The sequence below is a fragment of the Bradyrhizobium sp. USDA 327 genome, assembly GCF_041262065.1.
Taxonomy (GTDB): domain Bacteria; phylum Pseudomonadota; class Alphaproteobacteria; order Rhizobiales; family Xanthobacteraceae; genus Bradyrhizobium; species Bradyrhizobium liaoningense.
Window position 1 is genome coordinate 7,375,610 of the sequence record NZ_JBGCCW010000001.1, and the last position, 21,139, is coordinate 7,396,748.

The 21,139-nt window shown below is 65.4% G+C and carries 15 protein-coding genes; 10 read left to right on the forward strand and 5 right to left on the reverse strand.

From position 1 onward, the window contains the following. Window positions 1-89 precede the first annotated feature (89 nt). Window positions 90-2,303, reverse strand: coding sequence for a transglycosylase domain-containing protein (locus ABIA42_RS34840; RefSeq protein ID WP_370116659.1), 2,214 nt, complete (start codon window positions 2,301-2,303; stop codon window positions 90-92). Window positions 2,304-2,472: 169 nt separating this feature from the next. Between ABIA42_RS34840 and ABIA42_RS34845 the strand changes: the two genes are divergently transcribed. Beyond that, a complete protein-coding gene (locus ABIA42_RS34845; protein WP_370116656.1) occupies window positions 2,473-2,898 on the forward strand; it encodes a DUF1330 domain-containing protein in 426 nt (141 codons plus the stop codon). Window positions 2,899-3,079: 181 nt separating this feature from the next. Here ABIA42_RS34845 and ABIA42_RS34850 read toward each other — a convergent pair whose 3' ends face one another. Then, a complete protein-coding gene (locus ABIA42_RS34850; protein ID WP_370116653.1) occupies window positions 3,080-4,306 on the reverse strand; it encodes an ABC transporter substrate-binding protein in 1,227 nt (408 codons plus the stop codon). 134 nt (window positions 4,307-4,440) lie between these two features. After that, window positions 4,441-4,797: a DUF1304 domain-containing protein gene (locus ABIA42_RS34855; protein ID WP_028176833.1), complete on the reverse strand. Its 357-nt coding sequence runs from the start codon at window positions 4,795-4,797 to the stop codon at window positions 4,441-4,443. Between the two features lie 99 nt (window positions 4,798-4,896). Between ABIA42_RS34855 and ABIA42_RS34860 the strand changes: the two genes are divergently transcribed. Then, window positions 4,897-5,427, forward strand: a complete 531-nt coding sequence (locus ABIA42_RS34860) for a methylated-DNA--[protein]-cysteine S-methyltransferase (RefSeq protein WP_370116650.1) — start codon at window positions 4,897-4,899, stop codon at window positions 5,425-5,427. A 164-nt stretch (window positions 5,428-5,591) separates the two neighbouring features. Here ABIA42_RS34860 and ABIA42_RS34865 read toward each other — a convergent pair whose 3' ends face one another. Beyond that, a complete protein-coding gene (locus ABIA42_RS34865; RefSeq protein WP_370116647.1) occupies window positions 5,592-8,381 on the reverse strand; it encodes a [protein-PII] uridylyltransferase in 2,790 nt (929 codons plus the stop codon). A gap of 248 nt (window positions 8,382-8,629) precedes the next feature. Between ABIA42_RS34865 and ABIA42_RS34870 the strand changes: the two genes are divergently transcribed. From ABIA42_RS34870 to ABIA42_RS34880, 3 genes are all read left to right on the forward strand, one after another. Next, the gene (locus ABIA42_RS34870; protein ID WP_028176830.1) at window positions 8,630-9,139 is read left to right on the forward strand and encodes an OsmC family protein; all 510 of its coding nucleotides are present in this window, start codon (window positions 8,630-8,632) and stop codon (window positions 9,137-9,139) included. A gap of 151 nt (window positions 9,140-9,290) precedes the next feature. Next, window positions 9,291-10,100: a hypothetical protein gene (locus ABIA42_RS34875; protein WP_370116644.1), complete on the forward strand. Its 810-nt coding sequence runs from the start codon at window positions 9,291-9,293 to the stop codon at window positions 10,098-10,100. 397 nt (window positions 10,101-10,497) lie between these two features. Continuing rightward, complete coding sequence (locus ABIA42_RS34880) at window positions 10,498-12,174, forward strand: PAS domain-containing protein (RefSeq protein WP_370116641.1); 1,677 nt, start codon at window positions 10,498-10,500, stop codon at window positions 12,172-12,174. A gap of 109 nt (window positions 12,175-12,283) precedes the next feature. Here the strand turns inward: ABIA42_RS34880 and mutS are convergent, their stop codons facing one another. Continuing rightward, complete coding sequence (gene mutS, locus ABIA42_RS34885; RefSeq protein WP_370116638.1) at window positions 12,284-15,022, reverse strand: DNA mismatch repair protein MutS; 2,739 nt, start codon at window positions 15,020-15,022, stop codon at window positions 12,284-12,286. A gap of 215 nt (window positions 15,023-15,237) precedes the next feature. Between mutS and pcaF the strand changes: the two genes are divergently transcribed. The 5 genes from pcaF (at window position 15,238) to ABIA42_RS34910 (ending at window position 21,040) form a co-directional block, all read left to right on the forward strand. Beyond that, the gene (gene pcaF, locus ABIA42_RS34890) at window positions 15,238-16,446 is read left to right on the forward strand and encodes a 3-oxoadipyl-CoA thiolase (RefSeq protein WP_370143719.1); all 1,209 of its coding nucleotides are present in this window, start codon (window positions 15,238-15,240) and stop codon (window positions 16,444-16,446) included. A gap of 198 nt (window positions 16,447-16,644) precedes the next feature. After that, complete coding sequence (gene pcaH, locus ABIA42_RS34895) at window positions 16,645-17,346, forward strand: protocatechuate 3,4-dioxygenase subunit beta (protein WP_271528017.1); 702 nt, start codon at window positions 16,645-16,647, stop codon at window positions 17,344-17,346. After that, window positions 17,347-17,949: a protocatechuate 3,4-dioxygenase subunit alpha gene (pcaG, locus tag ABIA42_RS34900; protein WP_370143720.1), complete on the forward strand. Its 603-nt coding sequence runs from the start codon at window positions 17,347-17,349 to the stop codon at window positions 17,947-17,949. A gap of 261 nt (window positions 17,950-18,210) precedes the next feature. Further along, window positions 18,211-19,899: a methyl-accepting chemotaxis protein gene (locus ABIA42_RS34905; RefSeq protein ID WP_271528019.1), complete on the forward strand. Its 1,689-nt coding sequence runs from the start codon at window positions 18,211-18,213 to the stop codon at window positions 19,897-19,899. A 76-nt stretch (window positions 19,900-19,975) separates the two neighbouring features. After that, a complete protein-coding gene (locus ABIA42_RS34910) occupies window positions 19,976-21,040 on the forward strand; it encodes a phosphotransferase (protein ID WP_271528020.1) in 1,065 nt (354 codons plus the stop codon). Window positions 21,041-21,139: the final 99 nt, after the last annotated feature.

Sequence of the window (21,139 nt, forward strand, 5' to 3'; positions counted from 1 at the left end):
AAGCCGTTGATTTCGTTATCCTCGGCTACTGTGCATGGGGTTGTTTTCGCAGTTTTTGTTTGAGGACCTCGATGCCCTCAGGCCCGAGCCTACCGATTCCCGCCAAACAGCCGGTCCATCAGCCAGCCATCGAGTCCTGCCGCAGCCTCGGGCCGCACATTGGCGCGCGTCGGTGGCGGGCGATAGCCGCCATTGTTCGCCGCTGCCGGTCCGGGTGCTGCCGCTGTCGGCGGCGACACTTGCGAGGCCGCCTGCGCGAGGTTCGACAAGCCCCAGCCGCCGGGTGCACTCGGCAGGTTTGCCACCGGCACGCCCTCATGCGCAGCCTTCATGAAGCGCGTCCAGACTTCCACTGGCAGGCCGCCGCCGGTCGCCTTCTTGGTCGGCGAGTTGTCGTCGTTGCCGAGCCAGACGCCGGTGACGAGGTTGGCGGTGTAGCCGATGAACCAGGCGTCGCGGTAATCCTGGCTGGTGCCGGTCTTGCCAGCAGCCGGCCAGCCGGGAATCTCGGCCTTCTTGGCGGTGCCTGATATCAGCGTCTCCCGCATCATCGCATTCATCATGCCGACATAGCGAGGCTCGACGACCTGATTGCGCTCTTCAGGCTGGCGCATGTAGAGCAGCTTGCCGCCGAGCGTCCTGATCCGCGTCACGACGTGCGGCGCCACCGCGAGGCCGCCATTGGCGAAGGGCGCATAGGCGCCGACCAGCTCGACCACGGAGATCTCGGAGGTGCCGAGCGCGATCGAGGCATTGGGTTCGAGCTTGGAGGAGATGCCGAGCCGGTGCGCGGTGCGCACCACGTTCTTCGGCCCGACCTCGAGGCCGAGGCGGATCGCGACCGTGTTGAGCGACATCGCCAGCGCCTGCGTCAGCGTCACCGCGCCGAAATATTCGTGGGTGTAGTTCTCGGGTCTCCAGCCCTTGACCTCGATCGGCGCGTCCTGGCGCATCGTGTCGGGCGTCAGCCCCTGCTCGAGCGCGGTGAGGTACACGAACGGCTTGAACGAGGAGCCCGGCTGGCGCTTGGCGGTGACCGCGCGGTTGTACTGGCTGTCGGAATAGTTCCGCCCGCCGACCATGGCGCGCACCGCGCCATCGGGCGTCATCGCCACCAGCGCGCCCTGGCTGACATTGAACTTCACGCTTTTGGCCGCGAGCTCATCGATGATCGCGGCTTCCGCCACGCTCTGCAGTTTCGGATCGATCGTGGTCTCGACCTTGATGCTCTCGTCGATCTGGCCGACCAGGTCGTCCAGCACCTCGCCGATCCAGTCGGCGACGTAATTGACCGTGCCGGCGCCGGCCGGCTTCACGTTGTAGGAGGGATGGCCGATCGAGGCCTTCGCCTGCGCGTCGGTGATGAATTTCGCGTCCGCCATCGCCGCGAGCACGACTTGCGCGCGCGCCTCGGCGCCTTCCGGATTGCGGTTCGGCGCAAGGCGCGATGGCGACTTGACGAGGCCGGCCAGCATCGCGGCTTCGGCAATCGTGACGTTCTTCGCCGACTTGCCGAAATATTTCTGCGCGGCGGCTTCGACGCCGTAGGCGCCGGAGCCGAAATAGACGCGATTGAGATAGAGCTCCAGGATTTCGTCCTTGGAGTGCTTGCGCTCCAGCCAGATCGCGAGCTCTGCCTCCTGCAGCTTGCGCTGTATGGTGCGTTCCTGGGTCAGGAACAGGTTCTTCGCGAGCTGCTGCGTCAGCGTCGAACCGCCCTGCGACACGCCGCGATGGAGCACGTTGGTGACGAGGGCCCGCAGGATGCCGACGGGATCGATGCCGAAATGCGAATAGAAGCGGCGATCCTCGATGGCGATGAATGCCTTGGGCAGATAGGGCGGCAGGTCCTTCAGCGCGATGTTGGCGCCGGCCATCTCGCCGCGCTGCGCCAGCATGCTGCCGTCCATGCCGACGATCTGGATCGTCGGCGGCCGCTTGGGAATCTCCAGCGACTGGATCGGAGGCAGATGGGCGCCGACATAGACCACGACGGCAATCACGGCGATGACGCCCCACAGGCTCAGCACCGCGCCCCAATAGACGAGGCGGCCGAGGCTGAAGCCGCCGCGCGACTTCGAGCGGCGCTTGGCGCCGCTGCGGCTGGCAGGTGCCTTCCGCTCGCGGGGCGGCTCGTCGCCGGCATCCTCGCTCTTGCGCCTGGCGGATGTCTTCGCAGATTTCTTCGGCTTGTCGTCGCCGCCGGGAACGCGGTCCGCAGCGGTCAGGCGCAGATCGGCGAGCGCCGCGGGCAAGCCGAACAGCGGCTCCTTCCGCGCACCCTTTTTCTTTCCCCACGCCATACGCAATACGCCCGGTCAGTCCGCCCCGCCGCACGCTAGCGGTCGCTGTTTAAGGCCGGGTTACCCCTGACGTTAACGCGTGATTAGGAGGTGGGGCATTCGCCCGCCGCAGTTCCGCTCTCTTGGCGCCGGGGCTAGGATCGCCCGCATAAATAAAGAGGGAACTCGCATGGGCCACATCGATCCGACCAAGGAGATCTTCGCGCAATTCCGGGAGAACGACCGCCCGGGTCCGATCCACATGCTCAATCTGGTGCGCCTGCGGAAAGAGGCGGCCTATCCGGACGGCCGCAAGGCGAGCGGCGCGGAGGCCTATGCGGCCTATGGCCGTGAGAGCGGCCCGGTGTTCGAACGTCTCGGCGGCCGCATCGTCTGGCAGGGCAAATTCGAGCTGATGCTGATCGGCCCGCAGGAGGAGCGCTGGGACCATTGCTTCATCGCCGAATATCCCAGCGTCGCGGCCTTCGTCGAGATGATCCGCGATCCCGACTATCGCGAGGCGGTGAAGCACCGCCAGGCCGCGGTGGAGGATTCGCGGCTGATCCGGCATGCCGTCCTGCCGGTGGGAAAGAATTTCGGCGAGATACCCATCTGAATGTCACGCGGCGAATCTCTCTCCATCGTCATGGCCGGGCTTGACCCGGCCATCCACGACTTCGCTTTGACGCCCCAAGAACGTGGATGCCCGGGCCTTCGCCTCGCCGAAGCGGCTTCGGCCGCGCAGGCGGGACAAGCCCGGGCATGACGTCGTTGAGGCAGATGCGTCCTGGCTTAGCCTAACCCGACGGGCCCGTGTCCTCGATGATCGGTCCGAACAGCTCCCAGCGTTCGCCGTTGAACTTCATCATCTGCATCTGCTTGTTGACGCGGTAGTCGTTCGGGCCGGTGTTGATCTTGATACCCGGCAGCGCCAGGCTCGGCGTGTAGCCCTTGATGTTGGCGACCTGCTTCATGACGTTCTCACGCGTCAGGTCGTCGCCGCATTGCTTCAAGACCTGCACCAGCAGCTCGGCCACCGAATAGGCATAGGTGTTGATGGTGTTGAGCTTGTCGCCCTCCGGGAAATACTTGTCCATGAAGGCGAAGAAGGCCTTCACGCCCGGATCGTCCTTCCACTGGGGATCGCCCGGGTCCTTGCCGTAATTGGTCGAGATGATGCCCTTGGAGATGTCGAGGCCGGCCGGCTTCAGCGTTGCCGACACCGGGCTCGCATTGATGTCGAGGATGTGCACAGGTGTCCAGCCGAGATCGGCAAGCTTCTTGATCGCCTGCGCCGCGAATTTCGGCGTCGAGGCGTCGAAGAACAGATCAACCCCCATCGACTTCAGCTTGACCACCTGGGAATCGACGGTCGGGTCGGTGACCTCGTAGGAGACCTCGCCGACGATCATGCTGGCGGCCTTGTCGCCGAGGCCGCTCTTGAGCCCCGCCAGATAGTCGCGGCCCATGTCGTCGTTCTGGTAGAGCACGCCGATCTTGGCGTTGGGATGCTCCTTGAGAATGTACTTGGCGTAGATCCGCCCCTCGGACACGTAGTTGGGATTGTAGGCGATGGTCCAGGGATAGTTCTGCGGATCGTTGAAGCGCGCGGCGCCGGTGGAGGCGAGGAGTTGCGGGACCTTCTTGCCGTTGAGATACTTCTGCACGGCTGCATTCGCGGCGGTGCCGATCAGCTGGAAGGTGAACAGCACTTCGTCGCCCTCGACGAGCTTGCGCACCTGCTCGACGGTCTTCGGTGGCGAATAGGCGTCATCATACTGGATCAGGTTGATCTTGCGGCCGTTGATGCCGCCCTGATCGTTGATCATCTTGAAGTAGGCGGCCTGGGTCTTGCCGATATTGGCGTAGACGGAATAGGCGCCGGAGAACGGCACGGTCTGGCCGATCTTGATCTCGGTGTCGCTTGCGCCGGTGTCGTATTTCTTCTGGGCGAGGGCCTGGCTGACGGAGACCGCGAAGGCGATCGCCGCCGTGGCAGCTATGAAGGCTCTGCGATTGTTCATCTTGGGTTGTTCCTCCTGACGGAATTTTCGGCCGACGGTCTTTCTCCGTTGATTGCAACGGTCGCCATCGCTGCCGAAGATTGTGGAGGAAGGTTCGCCGCGGCGCAAGGATCGCCGCGCTGCGCCGTAGCGTCTCAGGCCAAGAACAACGCAACCAGCGCGACCGCCGCCGGCAGCGCCTGCACCATCAGAATCCGCGTGCTGACAGTCGCTGCGCCATAGACGCCGGCTACGATCACGCAAAGCAGGAAGAACGCCTTGATCTGGAGCGCGAAGGCGGGATTGCCGTGCACGAGGCCCCAGAGCAGGCCGGCAGCGAGGAAGCCGTTATAGAGGCCCTGATTGGCGGCCAGCACTTTCGTGATCTCGGCCTTCTCCGGCGTATTCCGAAACACTTTGAGGCCCAGCGGCCTGTCCCAGAGAAACATCTCCAGGATCAGGAAGAAAACGTGCAGTGCCGCGACCAGCGCCACCAGCACATTGGCGATCAGGATCAAGGTCAGCTCCCCCAAAGCGTCAGCTTTCGGGTGGACGTTAGCACGGCCGGCATGGCAAGTGCGATGGGTGTGTTTCGATTGCCTGGTGCCGCGATGCCCGTTCGATCAATCAAGACGCCTGAACGCTTCGGCCTCGATCGCCTGACGACGCCGATCGGGATCGCGCTGCTTGTCACCGATGCTGATGGTGACTTGCGCGCGCTCGACTGGGAGGACTACGAGCACCGCATGCGCGGGCTGTTGCGCCTGCATTACGGTGCCGTGGATCTGAGCAACCAGCCGGCGCCCGCGGATATGCGGACGGCGCTGTCCGGCTATTTCGAAGGCGAACTCGGCCAGCTCTCCGCCATCGCGTGGCGCAGCGCCGGCACGCCGTTCCAGCAAAAGGTCTGGACCGCGCTTGCGAAGATCCCGGCGGGCACCACGCTGAGCTACGGCGCGCTCGCCGCAAGGATCGGCATGCCCAAGGCCGTTCGGGCGGTCGGCCATGCCAACGGCTCCAATCCAATCAGCGTCGTGCTGCCCTGTCACCGCCTGATCGGCGCGGATGGCTCGCTGGTGAAGTACGGCGGCGGACTGGAGCGCAAGCGCTGGCTGCTGCGGCATGAGGGGGTGGAGGTCTAGGTCTCTCAATTCGTCATTCCGGGGCGCGCGTGGCGCGAGCTATGGTGCGCGATTGCGCACCTGAGAATCCATATCCACCAGCTGTGGTATGGATTCCGGGCCTGGCCCTTCGGGCCATCCCGGAATGACGAGAGGAGATCGTTTGCGCGGGACTTTCCGCCTGCCTACGCAGCCGGCTGCACCGCCTTGTCGCCGGCCATCACATGGGTCAGCGCGCTCTTGATCGCGGCCTGCCGCGTCGGCGCGTTGATCTGGGCGCCCAGGAGGTCGGTGACGTAGAACACGTCGCGCGCGCGCTCGCCGAAGGTCGCGACATGGGCCGAGGCGATGTTGAGATTGAGTTTGGAGATGGCCGTGGTCAGCTCGTAGAGCAGGCCGGGCCGGTCGAGGCCCGAGACCTCGATCACGGTGTAACGGTCGGACCACTGGTTGTTGATGGTCACTTCCGGCTCGATCACGAACGGCTTTGCCTTGCTGCGTACGGTGCGCCGCGCCACGGCTTCGGGCAGGCGCAGCTTGCCCTCCAGCACGTCTTCGATCATCTCGCCGATGCGCGTGGCGCGCCGACCCTCGTCCTCGTCGCGGTCGTATTCCCGGGAGATCGAGATCGTGTCGAGCGCGCGGCCGTCGGTCGTGGTGTAGATCTGAGCATCGACGATGTTGGCGCCGGCCGAGGCACAGGCGCCCGCGATGATCGACAGCAGCCAGGGATGGTCGGCGGCAAAGATCGTCAGCTCGGTGACGCCGCGCACCTCGTCGAAGCCGACATTGATCGCCAGCTTGTGCCCGGCCTGCTCGCTGGAGCGGACGAAGCGGGCGTGGCGGATCTTGCGCGGCAGCTCGACCTTGAGCCAGTAGGCGGGATAGTGCCGGGCGATATAGGCGTCGAGCTCGTCCTTCGGCCATTCGGCGAAGGCCATGCGGAATTCGGCGTGCGCGGCCGCAAGACGTTTTCCCCGGTCGACCTCCGAGAACCCGCCCGTGAGCACCGGTTCCGTCTCATAGTAGAGAGAGCGCAAGAGCTGCGCCTTCCAGCCGTTCCACACGCCCGGGCCGACGCCGCGGATGTCGGCCGTGGTCAGGATGGTCAAGAGCTTCATCTGCTCGACTGACTGCACCACGGCGGCGAAATTCTCGATGGTCTTGCGATCCGAGAGGTCGCGCGACTGCGCGACCGTGGACATCGTCAGATGCTCCTCGATCAGCCACGCCACGAGCTCGGTGTCGGCAGGACTGAAGCCGAGCCGCGGGCACAGCCGTCGGGCGACCTTCGCGCCGGCGATCGAGTGATCCTCGGGCCTGCCCTTGGCGACGTCGTGCAGCAATGTCGCGATGTAGATCACCGCGCGGTGCTCGGGCCGGCTCTTGCGCATGAGATCGCTGGCGAGGGTGAACTCCTCGATGCCGCCGCGCTCGATGTCCTGTAGGAAGCCGATGCAGCGGATCAGGTGCTCGTCGACGGTGTAGTGATGATACATATTGAACTGCATCATCGAGACGATCTTGCCGAAAGCGCGGATGAAGTGGCCGAGCACGCCGGTCTCGTTCATCCGCCGCAGCACGATCTCCGCGTTGTCGGAGGTCAGGATCTCCATGAACAGCCGGTTGGCCTCGGGATTCTCGCGCAAGCCCGCGTTGATCAGGCCGAGCGAGCGCGTCACGTCGCGCATCGCATCCGGGTGGAAAGCGAGGTTGTTCTTCTGCGCGAGGCGGAAGATGCGGATCAGGTTGACCGGATCGTGCTTGAACACGTCCGGCGCGGCGACGTTGATGCGGTTGTTGTCGACGATGAAGTCGTCGCTGTCGGGGACGCGCCGCTTCGCCGCGGTCGGTCGCAGCCGCGCCATCATCCGGCTCAGCACCGGGGCGGGCTTGGCCTGCTGGTCCTCGAGCTTGGCGCAGAGAATGGCGGTGAGGTTGCCGACCTCCTTGGCGACCAGGAAGTAGTGCTTCATGAAGCGCTCGACGTCCTGCATGCCGGGATGCGAGGTGTAGCCGAGGCGGATGGCGATCTCGCGCTGGAGGTCGAAGGACAGGCGCTCCTCGGCGCGGCCAGAGTAGAAATGCAGATTGCAGCGCACCGACCAGAGGAAATCGGCGCAGCGGCGGAAGCTGCGATATTCCTGCGCGTCGAACACGCCGCGCGCGACCAGCTCGTGGGTATCGCGCACCCGGTAGACGTATTTGGCGATCCAGAACAGAGTGTGCAGGTCGCGCAAGGCTCCCTTGCCGTCCTTGACATTGGGCTCGACCAGATAGCGCGACTGGCCGCCGCGGCGGTGCCGCTCCTCGCGCTCGGCGAGCTTTGCGGTGACGAATTCCGACGCGGTGCCCTGCACGACTTCCTTGTCGAAGCGCTCGACCAGCTCCTCATAGAGTGGCTTGTCGCCGGTGAGGAAGCGCGTCTCCAGGATCGCAGTGCGGATTGTCATGTCGCCGCGCGCCTGCCGGATCGATTCGTCGACCGAACGGGTGGCGTGACCGACCTTCAGCCCCATGTCCCAGAGGCAATAGAGGATCGCCTCGGCGACCTGCTCGCCCCAGGCGGTCTGCTTGTAGGGCAGGATGAAGAGCAGATCGATGTCCGATTCCGGCGCCATCAGGCCGCGGCCATAGCCGCCCGTCGCCACGACCGCCATGCGCTCGGCGCCGCTCGGGATCGGCGAGCGGTAGAGATGGCGCGTCGCCGCCGAATACAGGATGCGGATGATCTCGTCCTGCACGTGGCACAGCCGCTCGGCGCAGCGCCGGCCGTGGCGGTCCTTCAAGAGGATCGCCTGCGCGGCGTCGCGCGCTGCGATAAGTTCCGCCTTGAGCAGTTGCGCCATCGCCGTGCGGAACGCGTCCTCGCGTCCCTGGTACTGTTCGGCAAGCGCATCGACCGCGGCGGTGATCCGCGCGGAGTCGAAACGATCGTCCACCCCGGCCTTCTGCTCAGTCGCGATGCTGTCCATGTCTCTCCGGATATAAGAGGTGACAGGCGCTGTCACGAGACATTCGCAAGCCAGCGACCGACCAGCTCGGTCATGCAGATCGGACAGTCTGTGGCGCTGCTGGTGAATTTGAGCGTAACATCATGAAAATACGTTTGTTTTTGGCTCGATTCCGGTCGCTCATGGCAGATCCCATCAATCATGAGCTGACACGAAACCGGCCGCCTTCTATACCGCTCGTGAGAAACGACATGCCGGGAGACAACAAGATGGACGCTGTCCAACTGCGCCAGATGCAAGCCCCAATCAAGGAGCGCTACAAGACCGATCCCAAGGCCGCGCTGATCACGCTGAAGGCCAAGGGCTCCACCGACGGCGAAGGCATTGCCTGCAAGGTCGAGACCGGCCGTGCCATCGCGATGGCCGGCCTGCATCCGGGCACTGGCGGTTCCGGCCTCGAGCTCTGCTCCGGCGACATGCTGCTCGAAGCCCTGGTCGCCTGTGCCGGCGTCACGTTGAAATCGGTTGCGACCGCGATCGAGGTGCCGCTCAAGACCGGCAACGTCTACGCCGAGGGCGATCTCGACTTCCGCGGCACGCTCGGCATCGACAAGGAGACTCCGGTCGGCTTCGCCGAGATCCGCCTGCGCTTCGAGGTCGACACCGACGCGCCTCAGGACAAGCTCGATCTCCTGCTCAAGCTCACCGAGCGCTATTGCGTGGTCTATCAGACCATCAAGAACGGCCCGAAGGTGTCGGTGTCGATGCAGCGGTTGTAAAAGGCGCAGGTCGTCATCCCAGCAATTGGTGTCGTCCATAAGCCCAGGCCGTCGTGATCTCGAACGGTCGTTGCTCCAGCTCTCAAACCACTACGGCCTGTGGTCTTGGATTCCGGGCTCGCGCGTCGCGCGCCCCGGAATGACAGACAGAATGTCCCTCGAACTCCATTTCATCCTCGTCCTCCTGTTGCGCATGGCGATCGCGGCGGCGTTCGTGGTGTCGGCGTCGATCATCACCGAACGCGCAGGGCCTGTGATCGGCGCGCTGGTTGCGACCCTGCCGGTTTCGGCCGGCCCCTCCTACGTCTTCCTCGCGATCGATCATGACGCCGCCTTCATCGCGCAGGGTGCGCTGGCGAGCCTGCCGGTCAATGCGGCGACGATTTTCATGTGTCTCACCTATGTCGTGCGGTCGCAGCGGCACAATCTGGTGGTGAGTTGTGGAAGCGCAGTCGCGGTCTGGATCGTGCTTGCATCGATCATCCGCCAGTTCGATTGGTCGCTCGCCGCGGGGCTTGCTGCCAACCTGATCGCGTTCGGCATCTGCATTCCACTGCTGGCGCGGTATCGCCACGTGAAGATGCCGCTGGTGACGCGCCGCTGGTATGACATCCCGATGCGGGCTGCGCTGGTTGCGACGCTCGTCGCTATCGTGGTCTCGACATCGAGCTGGGTCGGCCCTCGCATCAGCGGCATCATCGCGCTCTATCCCGTGGTGTTCTCCAGCATCATGATGATCCTGCATCCGCGCATTGGGGGACCGCCGACCGCCGCCGTGCTTGCCAACTCCGCCTGGGGCCTGCTCGGATTTGGCATGGCCATCGCAGTTCTGCACGTTGCAGTCGTGTGGTTCGGCTCCGCCGTCGGCTTGTGCTTCGCACTCGGGACCTGCGTGGTGTGGAACCTGACGCTGTGGGGAATTGGCCGGCGCGCGGTACGCAAGGCGCGGCCGATTCCGTGAGACTACGGATATGCGCGACGCGACGCCGCGAAAAGCCAATGCGGGCACGCTCACAAGTGACGAGGCGTCTCCGCAAGCCATTGAATGAGAAACATCATTTCAAGTTTCGTCGTGTTTCTCAGATCGGAGCTCCGGCACCTCTCGCTTAGACACGCTCATCCGCCCCCGTCGAATTCCCGACAGCAAAATTAGAACTTTATTCGAGCTTTTCCCGTACAGAATCAGGCTGCGCACTCGCCTCCGTTGCTGTCCGCGCGAATTTTCGACGGACCTGCACGCAAGTCATCGGATCTGCGGGGGGCGCCGGTTTTTGAATACGGCAGCGCTGCCGCACGGCCAGTTCCTTGATCCCGACGGGCATAGCCCATCGGCGCCATTTCGAGATGGAGATTTCCTGATGTTTGGTCGCAAGTCCCGCGGTGATGCCGACGCAATGCTCGCGGCCATTGGTCGTTCGCAAGCCATGATCGAGTTCGCGATGGATGGCACGATCCTGACGGCCAACCAGAACTTCCTCAACGCGCTCGGCTACTCCCTCGACGAGATCAAGGGGAAGAAGCACGCCATGTTCGTGCCGGCCGATCGGCGTGATAGTGACGGATACAAGGCGTTCTGGGCGCAGCTCGGTCGCGGCGAACCCCAGGCCGCCGAATTCAAGCGGATCGCCAAGGGCGGCCGCGAGGTCTGGATCGAGGCGTCGTACAATCCGGTGCTCGACGACGCCGGCAAGCCCGTCAAGGTCGTGAAGATCGCGACCGATATCACCGCGAAGAAGATTCGCGGCATGACCGAAACCTCCAAGATCGCCGCCATCGGCCGCGCCCAGGCCGTCATCGAATTCAAGCTCGACGGCACCGTCGTCACGGCCAACGAGAACTTCTGCAAGGCGCTCGGCTATTCGCTGGCGGAGATCGAGGGCAAGCATCACAGCCTGTTCGTGGCCGAGGCCGAGCGCAACAGCTCGGCCTATCGAGAATTCTGGGCCGCGCTCAACCGCGGCGACTACCAGGCCGGCGAGTTTAAGCGCATCGGCAAGGGCGGCCGCGAGGTGTGGATCCTCGCTTCCTACAATCCGCTGCTCGACGAAAGCGGCAAGCCGTTCGGCGTCGTCAAGTTCGCCACCGACATCACGGCGGACAAGCTGAAGAATGCCGATCTCGCCGGTCAGATCGCCGCCATCGACAAGGCGCAGGCGGTGATCGAGTTCAACATGGACGGCACGATCATCACCGCCAACGCCAACTTCCTCGGCGCGCTCGGCTATTCGCTGGCCGAGATCAAGGGCAAGCATCACAGCATGTTCGTCGAGCCCAGCGAGCGCGATGGAGCCGGCTATCGCGAGTTCTGGGCCGCGCTCAATCGCGGCGAATACCAGGCGGCCGAATACAAGCGCATCGGCAAGGGCGGCAAGGAAGTCTATATCCAGGCCTCGTACAACCCGATCCTCGATCTCAATGGCAAGCCATTCAAGGTGGTGAAATACGCCACCGACACCACGCGGCAGGTGCTGGTCCGCATGGGCAATGAGCGCGTCCGCGGGATGATGGAATCGGTCGCCGCCGGCTCGGAGGAGCTCAACGCCTCGGTGCGGGAGATCTCCGAGGCGATGACCAAATCCCGCGAAATCGCGATGAGCGCGGTTGACCAGGTCTCCTCCGCCGACGCGCAGGCCCAGCGCCTCACCGAAGCTGCGCAGGCGATGAGCGGCATCGTCGAGATGATCAACAACATCACCGGACAGATCAACCTGCTCGCGCTCAACGCCACGATCGAGTCGGCCCGCGCCGGCGAGGCTGGCCGCGGCTTCGCGGTGGTCGCCTCCGAGGTCAAGAGCCTCGCCAACCAGGCCAAGCAGGCCACCGACAAGATCGGCGAGGAGATCGGCAGCCTCAACAGCATTTCCGGCGACGTCGTCAGCGCGCTCGGTTCGATCAAGCAGGCGATCAACAATGTCAGCGAATACGTCACCTCGACCGCCGCGGCGATCGAGGAGCAGAGCACGGTGACGAACGAGATGTCGACCAGCATGCAGCGCGCGGCCGCGGAAGCCGCGGCGATCGCGGCGAGGGCGTAGCCAGGCGTTTCTCTCTCGGCGCAGAAAGCATCGTAGCCCGCATGAGCGGAGCGATATGCGGGGGAAAATCGTCCCGGATGTCGCTTCGCTCATCCGGGCTACGGCACCATCACTGCTTCGGCAGCCTGGCCTTCAGCGCATAAAGCGCATCCAGCGCCTCGCGCGGCGACATCTCGTCGGGGTGCAGCGCCTTCACCGCCTCCATCAGCAACTCGGCCTCGCTCGGCGGCGCGGCTTCCGCGGCGGCGCGCGAGGGCACGGCGAACAGCGGCAGGTCGTCCACCAAGGCTCGCGCGGTCTGCCCGCGGTCCTGCGCCTCCAGCTTGGAGAGCACGGATTTGGCGCGTGAGATCACCGCAGGCGGCAGGCCGGCGAGTTTCGCCACCTGGATGCCGTAGGAGCGGTCGGCCGAGCCCGGCAGCACCTCGTGCAGGAACACGACGTTGCCCTGCCACTCCTTGACGCGCACGGTCGCGTTGAACATCCGCGGCAGCTTGGCCGAGAGGGCGGTCAGCTCGTGATAATGCGTGGCGAACAGCGTACGGCAGCGATTGCTCTCGTGCAGATGCTCGATCGCCGCCCAGGCGATCGAAAGGCCATCGAAGGTCGCGGTGCCGCGGCCGATCTCATCCAGAATCACCAGCGCGCGCTCGCCGGCCTGGTTCAGGATCGCCGCGGTCTCGACCATCTCCACCATGAAGGTGGAGCGGCCGCGGGCGAGGTCGTCGGCGGCGCCGACGCGCGAGAACAGGCGGTCGACGATGCCGATCCGCGCGCGCGTGGCCGGCACGAAGCTGCCGATCTGCGCCATCAGCGCGATCAGCGCGTTCTGGCGCAGGAAGGTCGATTTACCGGCCATGTTCGGGCCGGTCAGCAGCCAGAGCTGGCCGGACTTCTGCGCTGGCGCGGGCGACAGGTCGCAGGCATTGGCGATGAACGGCTCGCCGTTGCGCTTCAGGGCCTGCTCGACAACGGGATGGCGGCCGGCCTCGATCGCAAAGCTGAGCGAGCCATCGACCTCGGGCCGCACATAGTTCTCGTCGACCGCGAGCTTGGCCAGCGATGTCGCGACGTCCAGCAGCGCAAAGCCCTGCGCCGCAGCGCGCAGATCGTCGCTGATCTCGAGCGCTTTCGCACAGAGCCGCTCGAAGATCTCGAGCTCGAGTCCGAGCGCGCGGTCGCCCGCATTGGCGATCTTGGCTTCGATCTCGCCGAGCTCGGAGGTGGTGAAGCGGACTTGTCCTGCCAGCGTCTGGCGATGGATGAAGGTCGCGTTCAGCGGCGGCGACATCAGCTTGTCGCCGTGCTGGGCCGTGACCTCGACGAAATAGCCGAGCACATTGTTATGCCGGATCTTCAGGGCCTTGACGCCGGTGTCGTCGGCGTAGCGCGCCTGCATCGAGGCCACCACCAGGCGTGAGGCGTCGCGCAGGTTCCGCGCCTCGTCGAGGGCGGGCTCATAGCCCGGACGAACGAAGCCGCCGTCGCGCTTGATCAAGGGCAGCTGCTCGTCGAGCGCACGGGCAAATTCGGATGCGAGCTCGCGCGACGGCCTTTGCAGCGCCACCATCACCGCCGTGATCTCCTGCGGCGGCGCATCCAGTTCGGAGAGCCGCGTCAGCACCTGATCGGCGGCGATGATGCCGTCGCGGATGCCGGCGAGGTCGCGCGGTCCGCCGCGGCCGACCGAGAGCCGAGCCAATGCGCGCGACATGTCGGGCGCGCCGCGCAATATGCTGCGAATGTCCTCGCGCGCCGCGGAATCGGCAACGAAGGCGCTGACCGCGTCGAGCCGGCGGGCGATCGCCGGGGCATCGGTCAGCGGCGCCGCCAGGCGCTGCGCCAGCAGACGCGAACCCGCCGAGGTGACCGTGCAATCGATCGCGTCGAGCAGCGAGCCGCGGCGTTCGCCGGCCAGCGTCCGCGTCAGCTCGAGATTGGCGCGGGTGGCTGGATCGATCGCCATGGTCGCGCCGGAAGCCTCGCGCGCGGGCGGCGACAGCGGCGGATGCTTGCCGACCTGGGTGCGGTCGACATAGGTGACGGCGGCGGCCGCGGCGGTGGCCTCGAGGCGCGTGAGCTGGGAGAGCCCGTCCATGGTCGCGACGGCGAAGTAGTCGCACAGCCGCTTCTCGGCGGTCGCGCCGTCGAACACGTCGCGGGTCAGCGGCGTCACCGCCGGCAGCTCGCGCAAGGTCTGTCCGAGCTCGCTGTCGTTGTAGAGCGCGTCGGTGACGATCGCCTCGTTCGGATTGATCCGCGCCAGGGTCGCGGCGAGCTCGCCGCCGGAAGCTTCCGTCACCATGAACTCGGCGGTCGAGATGTCGATCCAGGCGAGGCCGAAGCGGTCGCCGCCGGCGGAGGACCGCGCCCGCGCGATCGCCAGCAGGTAATTGTTGGCGCGCGCGTCGAGCAGCGTGTCCTCGGTCAGCGTGCCCGGCGTCACCAGCCGCACCACGCCGCGACGCACCACGCTCTTGTTGCGGCGCGCCTTGGCCGCAGCGGGATCCTCGGTCTGCTCGCAGACCGCGACCCGGTGGCCGGCCGAGATCAGACGATGCAGATAGTCCTCGGAGCGCTCGACCGGCACGCCGCACATCGGGATATCCGCGCCCTGATGCTTGCCGCGCTTGGTCAGGACGATGCCGAGCGTCCTGGAAGCGATCTCGGCGTCCTCGAAGAACAGTTCGTAGAAGTCGCCCATCCGGTAGAACAGCAGGAGGCCCTGATGCGCGGCCTTGATCTCGAGGTACTGTTCCATCATCGGCGTGACGCGCGCGGCGGCTTCGGCCTGCGGCGCGGGCGTGTTCTCGGGGGGCGGGACAGGTATCGGCTGTTGCATCGTCATGGGTGGCGCAACCTACAAAATTTCGGCACCTGCTCCTATCGGTTTGGCCGGAGCGGCGAGGTTTTCCACGTTGTCCGCACGGTGGCATGCGCTTGCGGCGTGCGGCCCCCTTGGAACACGCGCGCATCAGTCAATTGACCTGCCGCGGGCGCCCTCCTAAAACTCCGCCGACATTGAAGAATTTGGCCGGACCGCGGCATTCAGGGAGAACAACGATGCGTGACGTCTTTATCTGCGATGCCGTGCGGACCCCGATCGGCCGTTTCGGCGGGTCGCTCGCCAAGGTGCGCGCCGACGATCTGGCCGCCGCCCCCATCAAGGCGCTGATGGCAAAACACCCCAGTCTCGATTGGGCGCAAGTGGACGAAGTGTTCTTCGGCTGCGCCAACCAGGCCGGCGAGGATAACCGCAACGTCGCGCGCATGGCGCTGCTGCTGGCAGGCTTGCCGGATTCGGTTCCCGGCCAGACCCTGAACCGGCTCTGCGCCTCGGGCCTTGATGCAGTCGGCGCCGCGGGCCGCGCCATCCGCGCCGGCGAGGTCGAGCTCGCCATCGCAGGCGGCGTCGAATCGATGACGCGCGCACCCTTCGTGATGGGCAAGGCGCAGGAAGCCTTCTCGCGTTCGGCCGAAATCTTCGACACCACCATCGGCTGGCGCTTCATCAATCCGCTGCTGAAGGCGCAGTACGGCGTCGATGCCATGCCCGAGACCGGCGAGAACGTCGCCGAGGAATTCCAGGTTTCGCGCGCCGACCAGGACGCATTCGCCATCCGCTCGCAGCAGCGTGCGGGTGCGGCGATCGCGGCAGGCTATTTCGCCGAGGAAATCGCGCCGATCACCATTCCCGGCGGCAAGGCTGGCCCCATCACGGTCGACAAGGACGAGCATCCGCGTCCCGAGACCACGCTGGAAGGTCTCGCCAAGCTGAAGCCGATCGTGCGCAATCCCGGCACGGTGACGGCCGGCAACGCCTCCGGCGTCAATGACGGCGCCGCCGCCATGATCCTGGCCTCGGAAGCCGCGGTGAAGAAGCACGGCCTGACGCCGCGGGCGCGCATCCTCGGGCTCGCTTCGGCCGGCGTGCCGCCGCGCATCATGGGCATTGGTCCCGTGCCGGCCACCCGCAAGCTGATGGAGCGGCTCGGCAAGAAGATCAGCGATTTCGACTTGATCGAGCTGAACGAAGCCTTCGCCTCGCAGGGCATCGCCTGCCTGCGCCAGCTCGGGGTCAAGGACGACGCCGATTTCGTCAATCCGCATGGCGGCGCGATCGCGCTCGGCCATCCGCTCGGCATGAGCGGCGCCCGCCTCGCCCTCACCGCCGTGCACGGCATGGAAAAGCGCGGCGGCAAGCTTGCGCTCGCCACCATGTGCGTCGGTGTCGGGCAGGGCGTTGCGGTTGCGATCGAGAAGCTGAACTGACGGGACGCGTCTCGTCATCCCGGGGCGGTGCACTTGCACCGAACCCGGGATCTCGAGATTCCGGGTTCAGCCCTGCGGGCTGCCCCGGAATGACAGCGTTGGGAGGCTCCGAAACCCGCTTCCCCAAATTAGTTATATCATATAATGATTGGCGAAGCGTTGACCGGCCGGACCACAACGGCTGGGGAGGAGTTCGCCATGGCATTCATCTATCCCACGGACAGCAACAAGGCGCATCCGCTGCCGCTGTCGCCCGACTACAAGAGCTCGATCAAGCGCGCGCCGAGCAAGCCCTTGATTCCGATGCGCCACACCTTGTCGGAGCTGACCGGCCCGGTCTACGGCCACGAGACCGTGCGCGAGGGCGACAACGACCTCACCCGCCAGCACAGCGGCGAGCCGCTCGGCGAGCGCATCATCGTGCATGGCCATGTGCGGGACGAGGACGGCCGCGGCGTGCCGAACTCATTGATCGAGATCTGGCAGGCCAATTCCTGCGGCCGCTATGTCCACGTCCGTGATCAGCATCCGGCGCCGCTCGATCCGAATTTCACCGGCGCGGGCCGCACCGTGAGCGATGCTTCCGGCTATTATCGCTTCGTCACCATCAAGCCCGGCGCCTATCCCTGGGGCAATCACCACAACGCCTGGCGCCCCGCGCATATCCACCTTTCGGTGTTCGGCTATTCCTTCGTCACGCGCCTCGTGACGCAGATGTACTTTCCGAACGATCCCTTGTTCCCGTTCGACCCGATCTTCAACTCGGTACCGGACGAGAACGCGCGGGCGCGGATGGTCTCGTCGTTCGATCTCGAGAACACAAAGCCCGAATGGGCGCTGTGCTACCGCTTCGACATCGTGCTGCGGGGCAAGAACGCCACCCCCATGGAGAACCATTAAGTGCAAGAGTCTGTGAAATCCAACGGGATCACCCCATCGCAGACGGTCGGTCCGTTCTTCAAATACGGCCTGACGCCGAACGGCGAATACGCCTGGAACGACGCGTTCACCAACTCGACGCTGACCCCCGACGTGTCGGGCGATCGCATCCGCATCGAGGGTCGCGTGTTCGATGGCGACGGCGTTGCCGTGCCGGATTGCATGCTGGAGATCTGGCAGCCGGATGCGCAGGGACGCTTTGCCGACCCGCAGGACAAGCGTGCGCTGCCGAATGCGAGCTTCCGCGGCTTTGCCCGCTGCGGCACCGACAAGGACGGCAACTACGCCTTCGACACCATCAAGCCGGGCGCGGTGCCGGATCCCGACGGCAAGCCGCAGGCGCCGCACATCCTGCTTGCGGTGTTCGGCCGCGGCATGCTGCGGCATCTCTATACCCGCATCTATTTCAGCGACGAGGCCGGCAATGCGGCCGATCCGGTGCTGGCGCTGGTGCCGGCCGACCGCCGCGCCACCCTGACCGCGGTGCGCGAGGCCGGCAAGCCGGTTTACCGGCTCGACCTGCGGCTCCAGGGCGACGACGAGACGGTGTTCTTCGAGGTCTGAGCAAATATGTGCCGGCGGCGCCAGGTCGTCGGCACCACGTTTCTTATCCAGCGCAACCGCGGTCGGTGTTGCCTTGCATCCGGCCTGATCGTCTCCATGCCCGCCTGTGCGTCAGTCTCGCTGACCCAAATCCGATCGATCGACGCTCAATTCCCATAGCTTTTCGGAGCCCTTCTTTCGAGACTTCCCCGCAGGGCAATCCCGCATTTACCATATTGATCTAGGCTCCTCGCGGTTTCAGCGCGCGCCCTGGATTATTTCATGAAGATTCGTCTGTCATTGTCCTCCGCGATTGTCGCTTTCGGGATCGTTCTTGCCATCGGCTTTACTGCGGTTGTTTCCACCAGCCTCTATGCGCTGCGCGAGCTCAAGGTCGGCGGCCCGCTCTATTCCGACATCAAGCTCGGTAACGACCTCATCGCCGACATCCTGCCGCCGCCGGAATACGTCATCGAGGCTTATCTCGAGGCCACCCTCGCCATGCGCGAGCCGGACCAGCTGGCCGCCCATGGCGAGCGCCTGGTCCAGCTCCGCAAGGACTACGACGAGCGCAAGGCGTTCTGGGTCTCCTCCAGCCTCTCGGCCGACCTCAAGACCGCGCTGGTGTCGAAGTCCGATGCGGAGGTGCAGAAATTCTGGAAGGCGTCCGACCAGCTCCTGCCGGCCCTCAAGGCCAAGGACGCAGCTGCTTCCGAACGCGCCTATGCGCAGCTCAAGGATTCCTATACCGCGCATCGCGCCGTCATCGACAGCATCGTCGAGAACGCCAACAAGCAGAATGCGGCCATGGAGAAGCTGGCCGCGGACCGCGACAGCTCCATCCTCTATATCCTCCTCGGCGTCTCCGCCGCCGTCCTCGCCTTCATCGCTGCGGGACTGCTCGGTGTTGCCCTCGGGGTGGTCCGTCCGATCGTGCGCATGACGGACGCAATGCAGAAGCTCGCGACCGGCGATCTCGCCGCCGACATTCCGTTCGCGCGCCGCCAGGACGAGGTCGGCTCGATGGCGGGCGCGCTTCTGGTGTTCAAGCAGGCGGCGGTCGAGAATGCTCGCCTGCGCGGGGAACAGTTGCGGCAGGAGCAGGAGGCGGCGCTCGCCAAGCGCTCCGCCCTGCACCAGATGGCCGAAACTGTCGAGCGCGAGACCGGCCGCTCGGTCGATACCGCGACCGCGGCAACGCAAGGCGTCGAGCGGGCGGCCTCCGGCCTGTCGGAGATCGCGAAGTCGCTCTCTGCGCAGTCGCAGGCGGTCGCGGCGGCCTCCACGCAGGCCCTCGGCAGCTCGCAGGCCGTCTCGGCCGCGGCCGAAGAATTGAGCGCCTCGATCCGCGAGATCGCAAGCCAGGTCGCACGCACGAGCACTGTCACCAAGTCTGCCGTCGCTGGCCGCGAGCAGGCGCGCTCGACCATCCAGGCGCTGGCCGGATCGGTGAAGAAGATCGCCGAGGTCTCCGACCTCATCGGCGGCATCGCGGGCCAGACCAACCTCCTCGCGCTCAATGCGACGATCGAGGCGGCGCGCGCCGGCGAAGCCGGCCGCGGCTTCGCCGTGGTTGCCGCCGAAGTGAAATCCCTGTCCGACCAGACCGCCAAATCCACCGAGGAGATCGGGCGGCTGATCGCGGAGATCCAGACCTCGACGCAGGCCGCGGTCGATTCCGTCGAGGCCATGGGGGGCCACATCGTCGAGATCGACGGCGTGGCGACCTCGGTCGCCGCCGCGATGGAAGAGCAGGATGCCGCGACGCGGGAGATCGCGCGGTCGATTTCCGAATCCGCCTCCGCAGCGAAGGAGGTCTCGGCCAAGATCGGCGATGTCAGCCGCGACGCCGCCTCCGTCGACCAGCGCGCCGCGGACGTCAGGCAGGCGATCGCCGGGATGGCGGCCAATCTCGAACAGCTGCGGTCGGTCGTGGTGCGAACCGTGCGCGACTCGACGGCGGCGGCTTGAGCCTGGCATCAGCTCGGCCGCTGGTGCCCGGGAGTGTGATCGTGCAGTATGGCGCGGGACAGGGGCATCGTGGTTCATGACACCTCCACAATTGCCGGCGGTCGTTGAGCCCGCCCGACTGACGGCCGCGCTGCGCCGGGGCGGCGTGCTGGACGCCGGCGCGGTGCGCGAAGTGAAGGTGCTGCATCAGCGCGACACCGTCGTGTCGCATATCATCCGTCTCGGCCTGCGTTATGTCGGCGAATCCGCCGGCGCCCCGCAGTCGCTGATCCTCAAGATGCCCAATTCAGCCTTCGCCGAGCGCCTCGCCAATGGCGGCAGGCGCGAGCTGGACTACTACATGCAGCTCGCATCGAGAATGCCGCCGGGACTCGTGCCACGATGCTTCGACGGACATTTCGACGAGCAGAGCCTTGCCTGGCATCTTCTGCTCGAAGATCTCACCGACAGCCATGCGACCGCGACCCAATGGCCGCTGCCGCCGTCGCGCGGTCAGGCGGTCGCGATCGTCACGACGCTCGCACGTTGGCATGCGGCGTGGTGGGACCATCCCGATCTTGGCGACACCGTCGGCACGTTGGCGAGTGCCGAGGACAGCGCGCAGCGTATGGAGACCTTTGCCGGCCACTACGATCGTTTCGCCGATCTGCTCGGTGATCGCCTCAGCGAAGAACGCCGCACTCTCTATCGCCGTTTGATCGATCAGTCCGACCGGCTGTCCCAGCGCTACCATTCGCGCCGTCATCTCAGCATCACCCATGGCGACGCTCATATCTGGAATTTCCTGCTTCCGCGCGCGGGCGTTGCCGATACCGTGCGCATCTTCGATTTCGATCTTTGGAGTATCAACGTTCCGACTCACGACCTCGCCTATATGATGGCCATGCATTGGTATCCGGAACGCCGGCAGGCACTCGAACGCCCGCTGCTCAATGTCTACCACGATACGTTGATCGAAAGCGGCATCACCGGTTATACGCGCGGCGCGCTCGATCGCGACTACCGCTGGGCGGTGCTCTGGCAGATCACGAGGCCGGTCTGGCAGTGGAGCATCGACATCCCGCCGGTGATCTGGTGGAACAATCTGGAGCGGGTGTTTGCGGCAGTGGACGATTTAGGCTGCGAGGAGCTGTTGGGGTGATCTCTCGTGCCCCGGACGCAGCGCAGCACGTCGTGATGCGCTGCTGAGCCGGGGCACAGGTCTGACAGCAGCATGTGTCCCGGTTCTGCGGCGCATCGC

What these genes read in the sequence shown, in the direction of transcription:
- ABIA42_RS34840 (WP_370116659.1), bottom strand. Translation starts at nt 2,303, where the DNA reads ATGGCGTGGGGAAAGAAAAAGGGTGCGCGGAAGGAGCCGCTGTTCGGC.
- ABIA42_RS34845 (WP_370116656.1), top strand. Translation starts at nt 2,473, where the DNA reads ATGGGCCACATCGATCCGACCAAGGAGATCTTCGCGCAATTCCGGGAG.
- ABIA42_RS34850 (WP_370116653.1), bottom strand. Translation starts at nt 4,306, where the DNA reads ATGAACAATCGCAGAGCCTTCATAGCTGCCACGGCGGCGATCGCCTTC.
- ABIA42_RS34860 (WP_370116650.1), top strand. Translation starts at nt 4,897, where the DNA reads ATGCCCGTTCGATCAATCAAGACGCCTGAACGCTTCGGCCTCGATCGC.
- ABIA42_RS34865 (WP_370116647.1), bottom strand. Translation starts at nt 8,381, where the DNA reads ATGGACAGCATCGCGACTGAGCAGAAGGCCGGGGTGGACGATCGTTTC.
- ABIA42_RS34870 (WP_028176830.1), top strand. Translation starts at nt 8,630, where the DNA reads ATGGACGCTGTCCAACTGCGCCAGATGCAAGCCCCAATCAAGGAGCGC.
- ABIA42_RS34875 (WP_370116644.1), top strand. Translation starts at nt 9,291, where the DNA reads ATGTCCCTCGAACTCCATTTCATCCTCGTCCTCCTGTTGCGCATGGCG.
- ABIA42_RS34880 (WP_370116641.1), top strand. Translation starts at nt 10,498, where the DNA reads ATGTTTGGTCGCAAGTCCCGCGGTGATGCCGACGCAATGCTCGCGGCC.
- mutS (WP_370116638.1), bottom strand. Translation starts at nt 15,022, where the DNA reads ATGACGATGCAACAGCCGATACCTGTCCCGCCCCCCGAGAACACGCCC.
- pcaF (WP_370143719.1), top strand. Translation starts at nt 15,238, where the DNA reads ATGCGTGACGTCTTTATCTGCGATGCCGTGCGGACCCCGATCGGCCGT.
- pcaH (WP_271528017.1), top strand. Translation starts at nt 16,645, where the DNA reads ATGGCATTCATCTATCCCACGGACAGCAACAAGGCGCATCCGCTGCCG.
- ABIA42_RS34905 (WP_271528019.1), top strand. Translation starts at nt 18,211, where the DNA reads ATGAAGATTCGTCTGTCATTGTCCTCCGCGATTGTCGCTTTCGGGATC.
- ABIA42_RS34910 (WP_271528020.1), top strand. Translation starts at nt 19,976, where the DNA reads ATGACACCTCCACAATTGCCGGCGGTCGTTGAGCCCGCCCGACTGACG.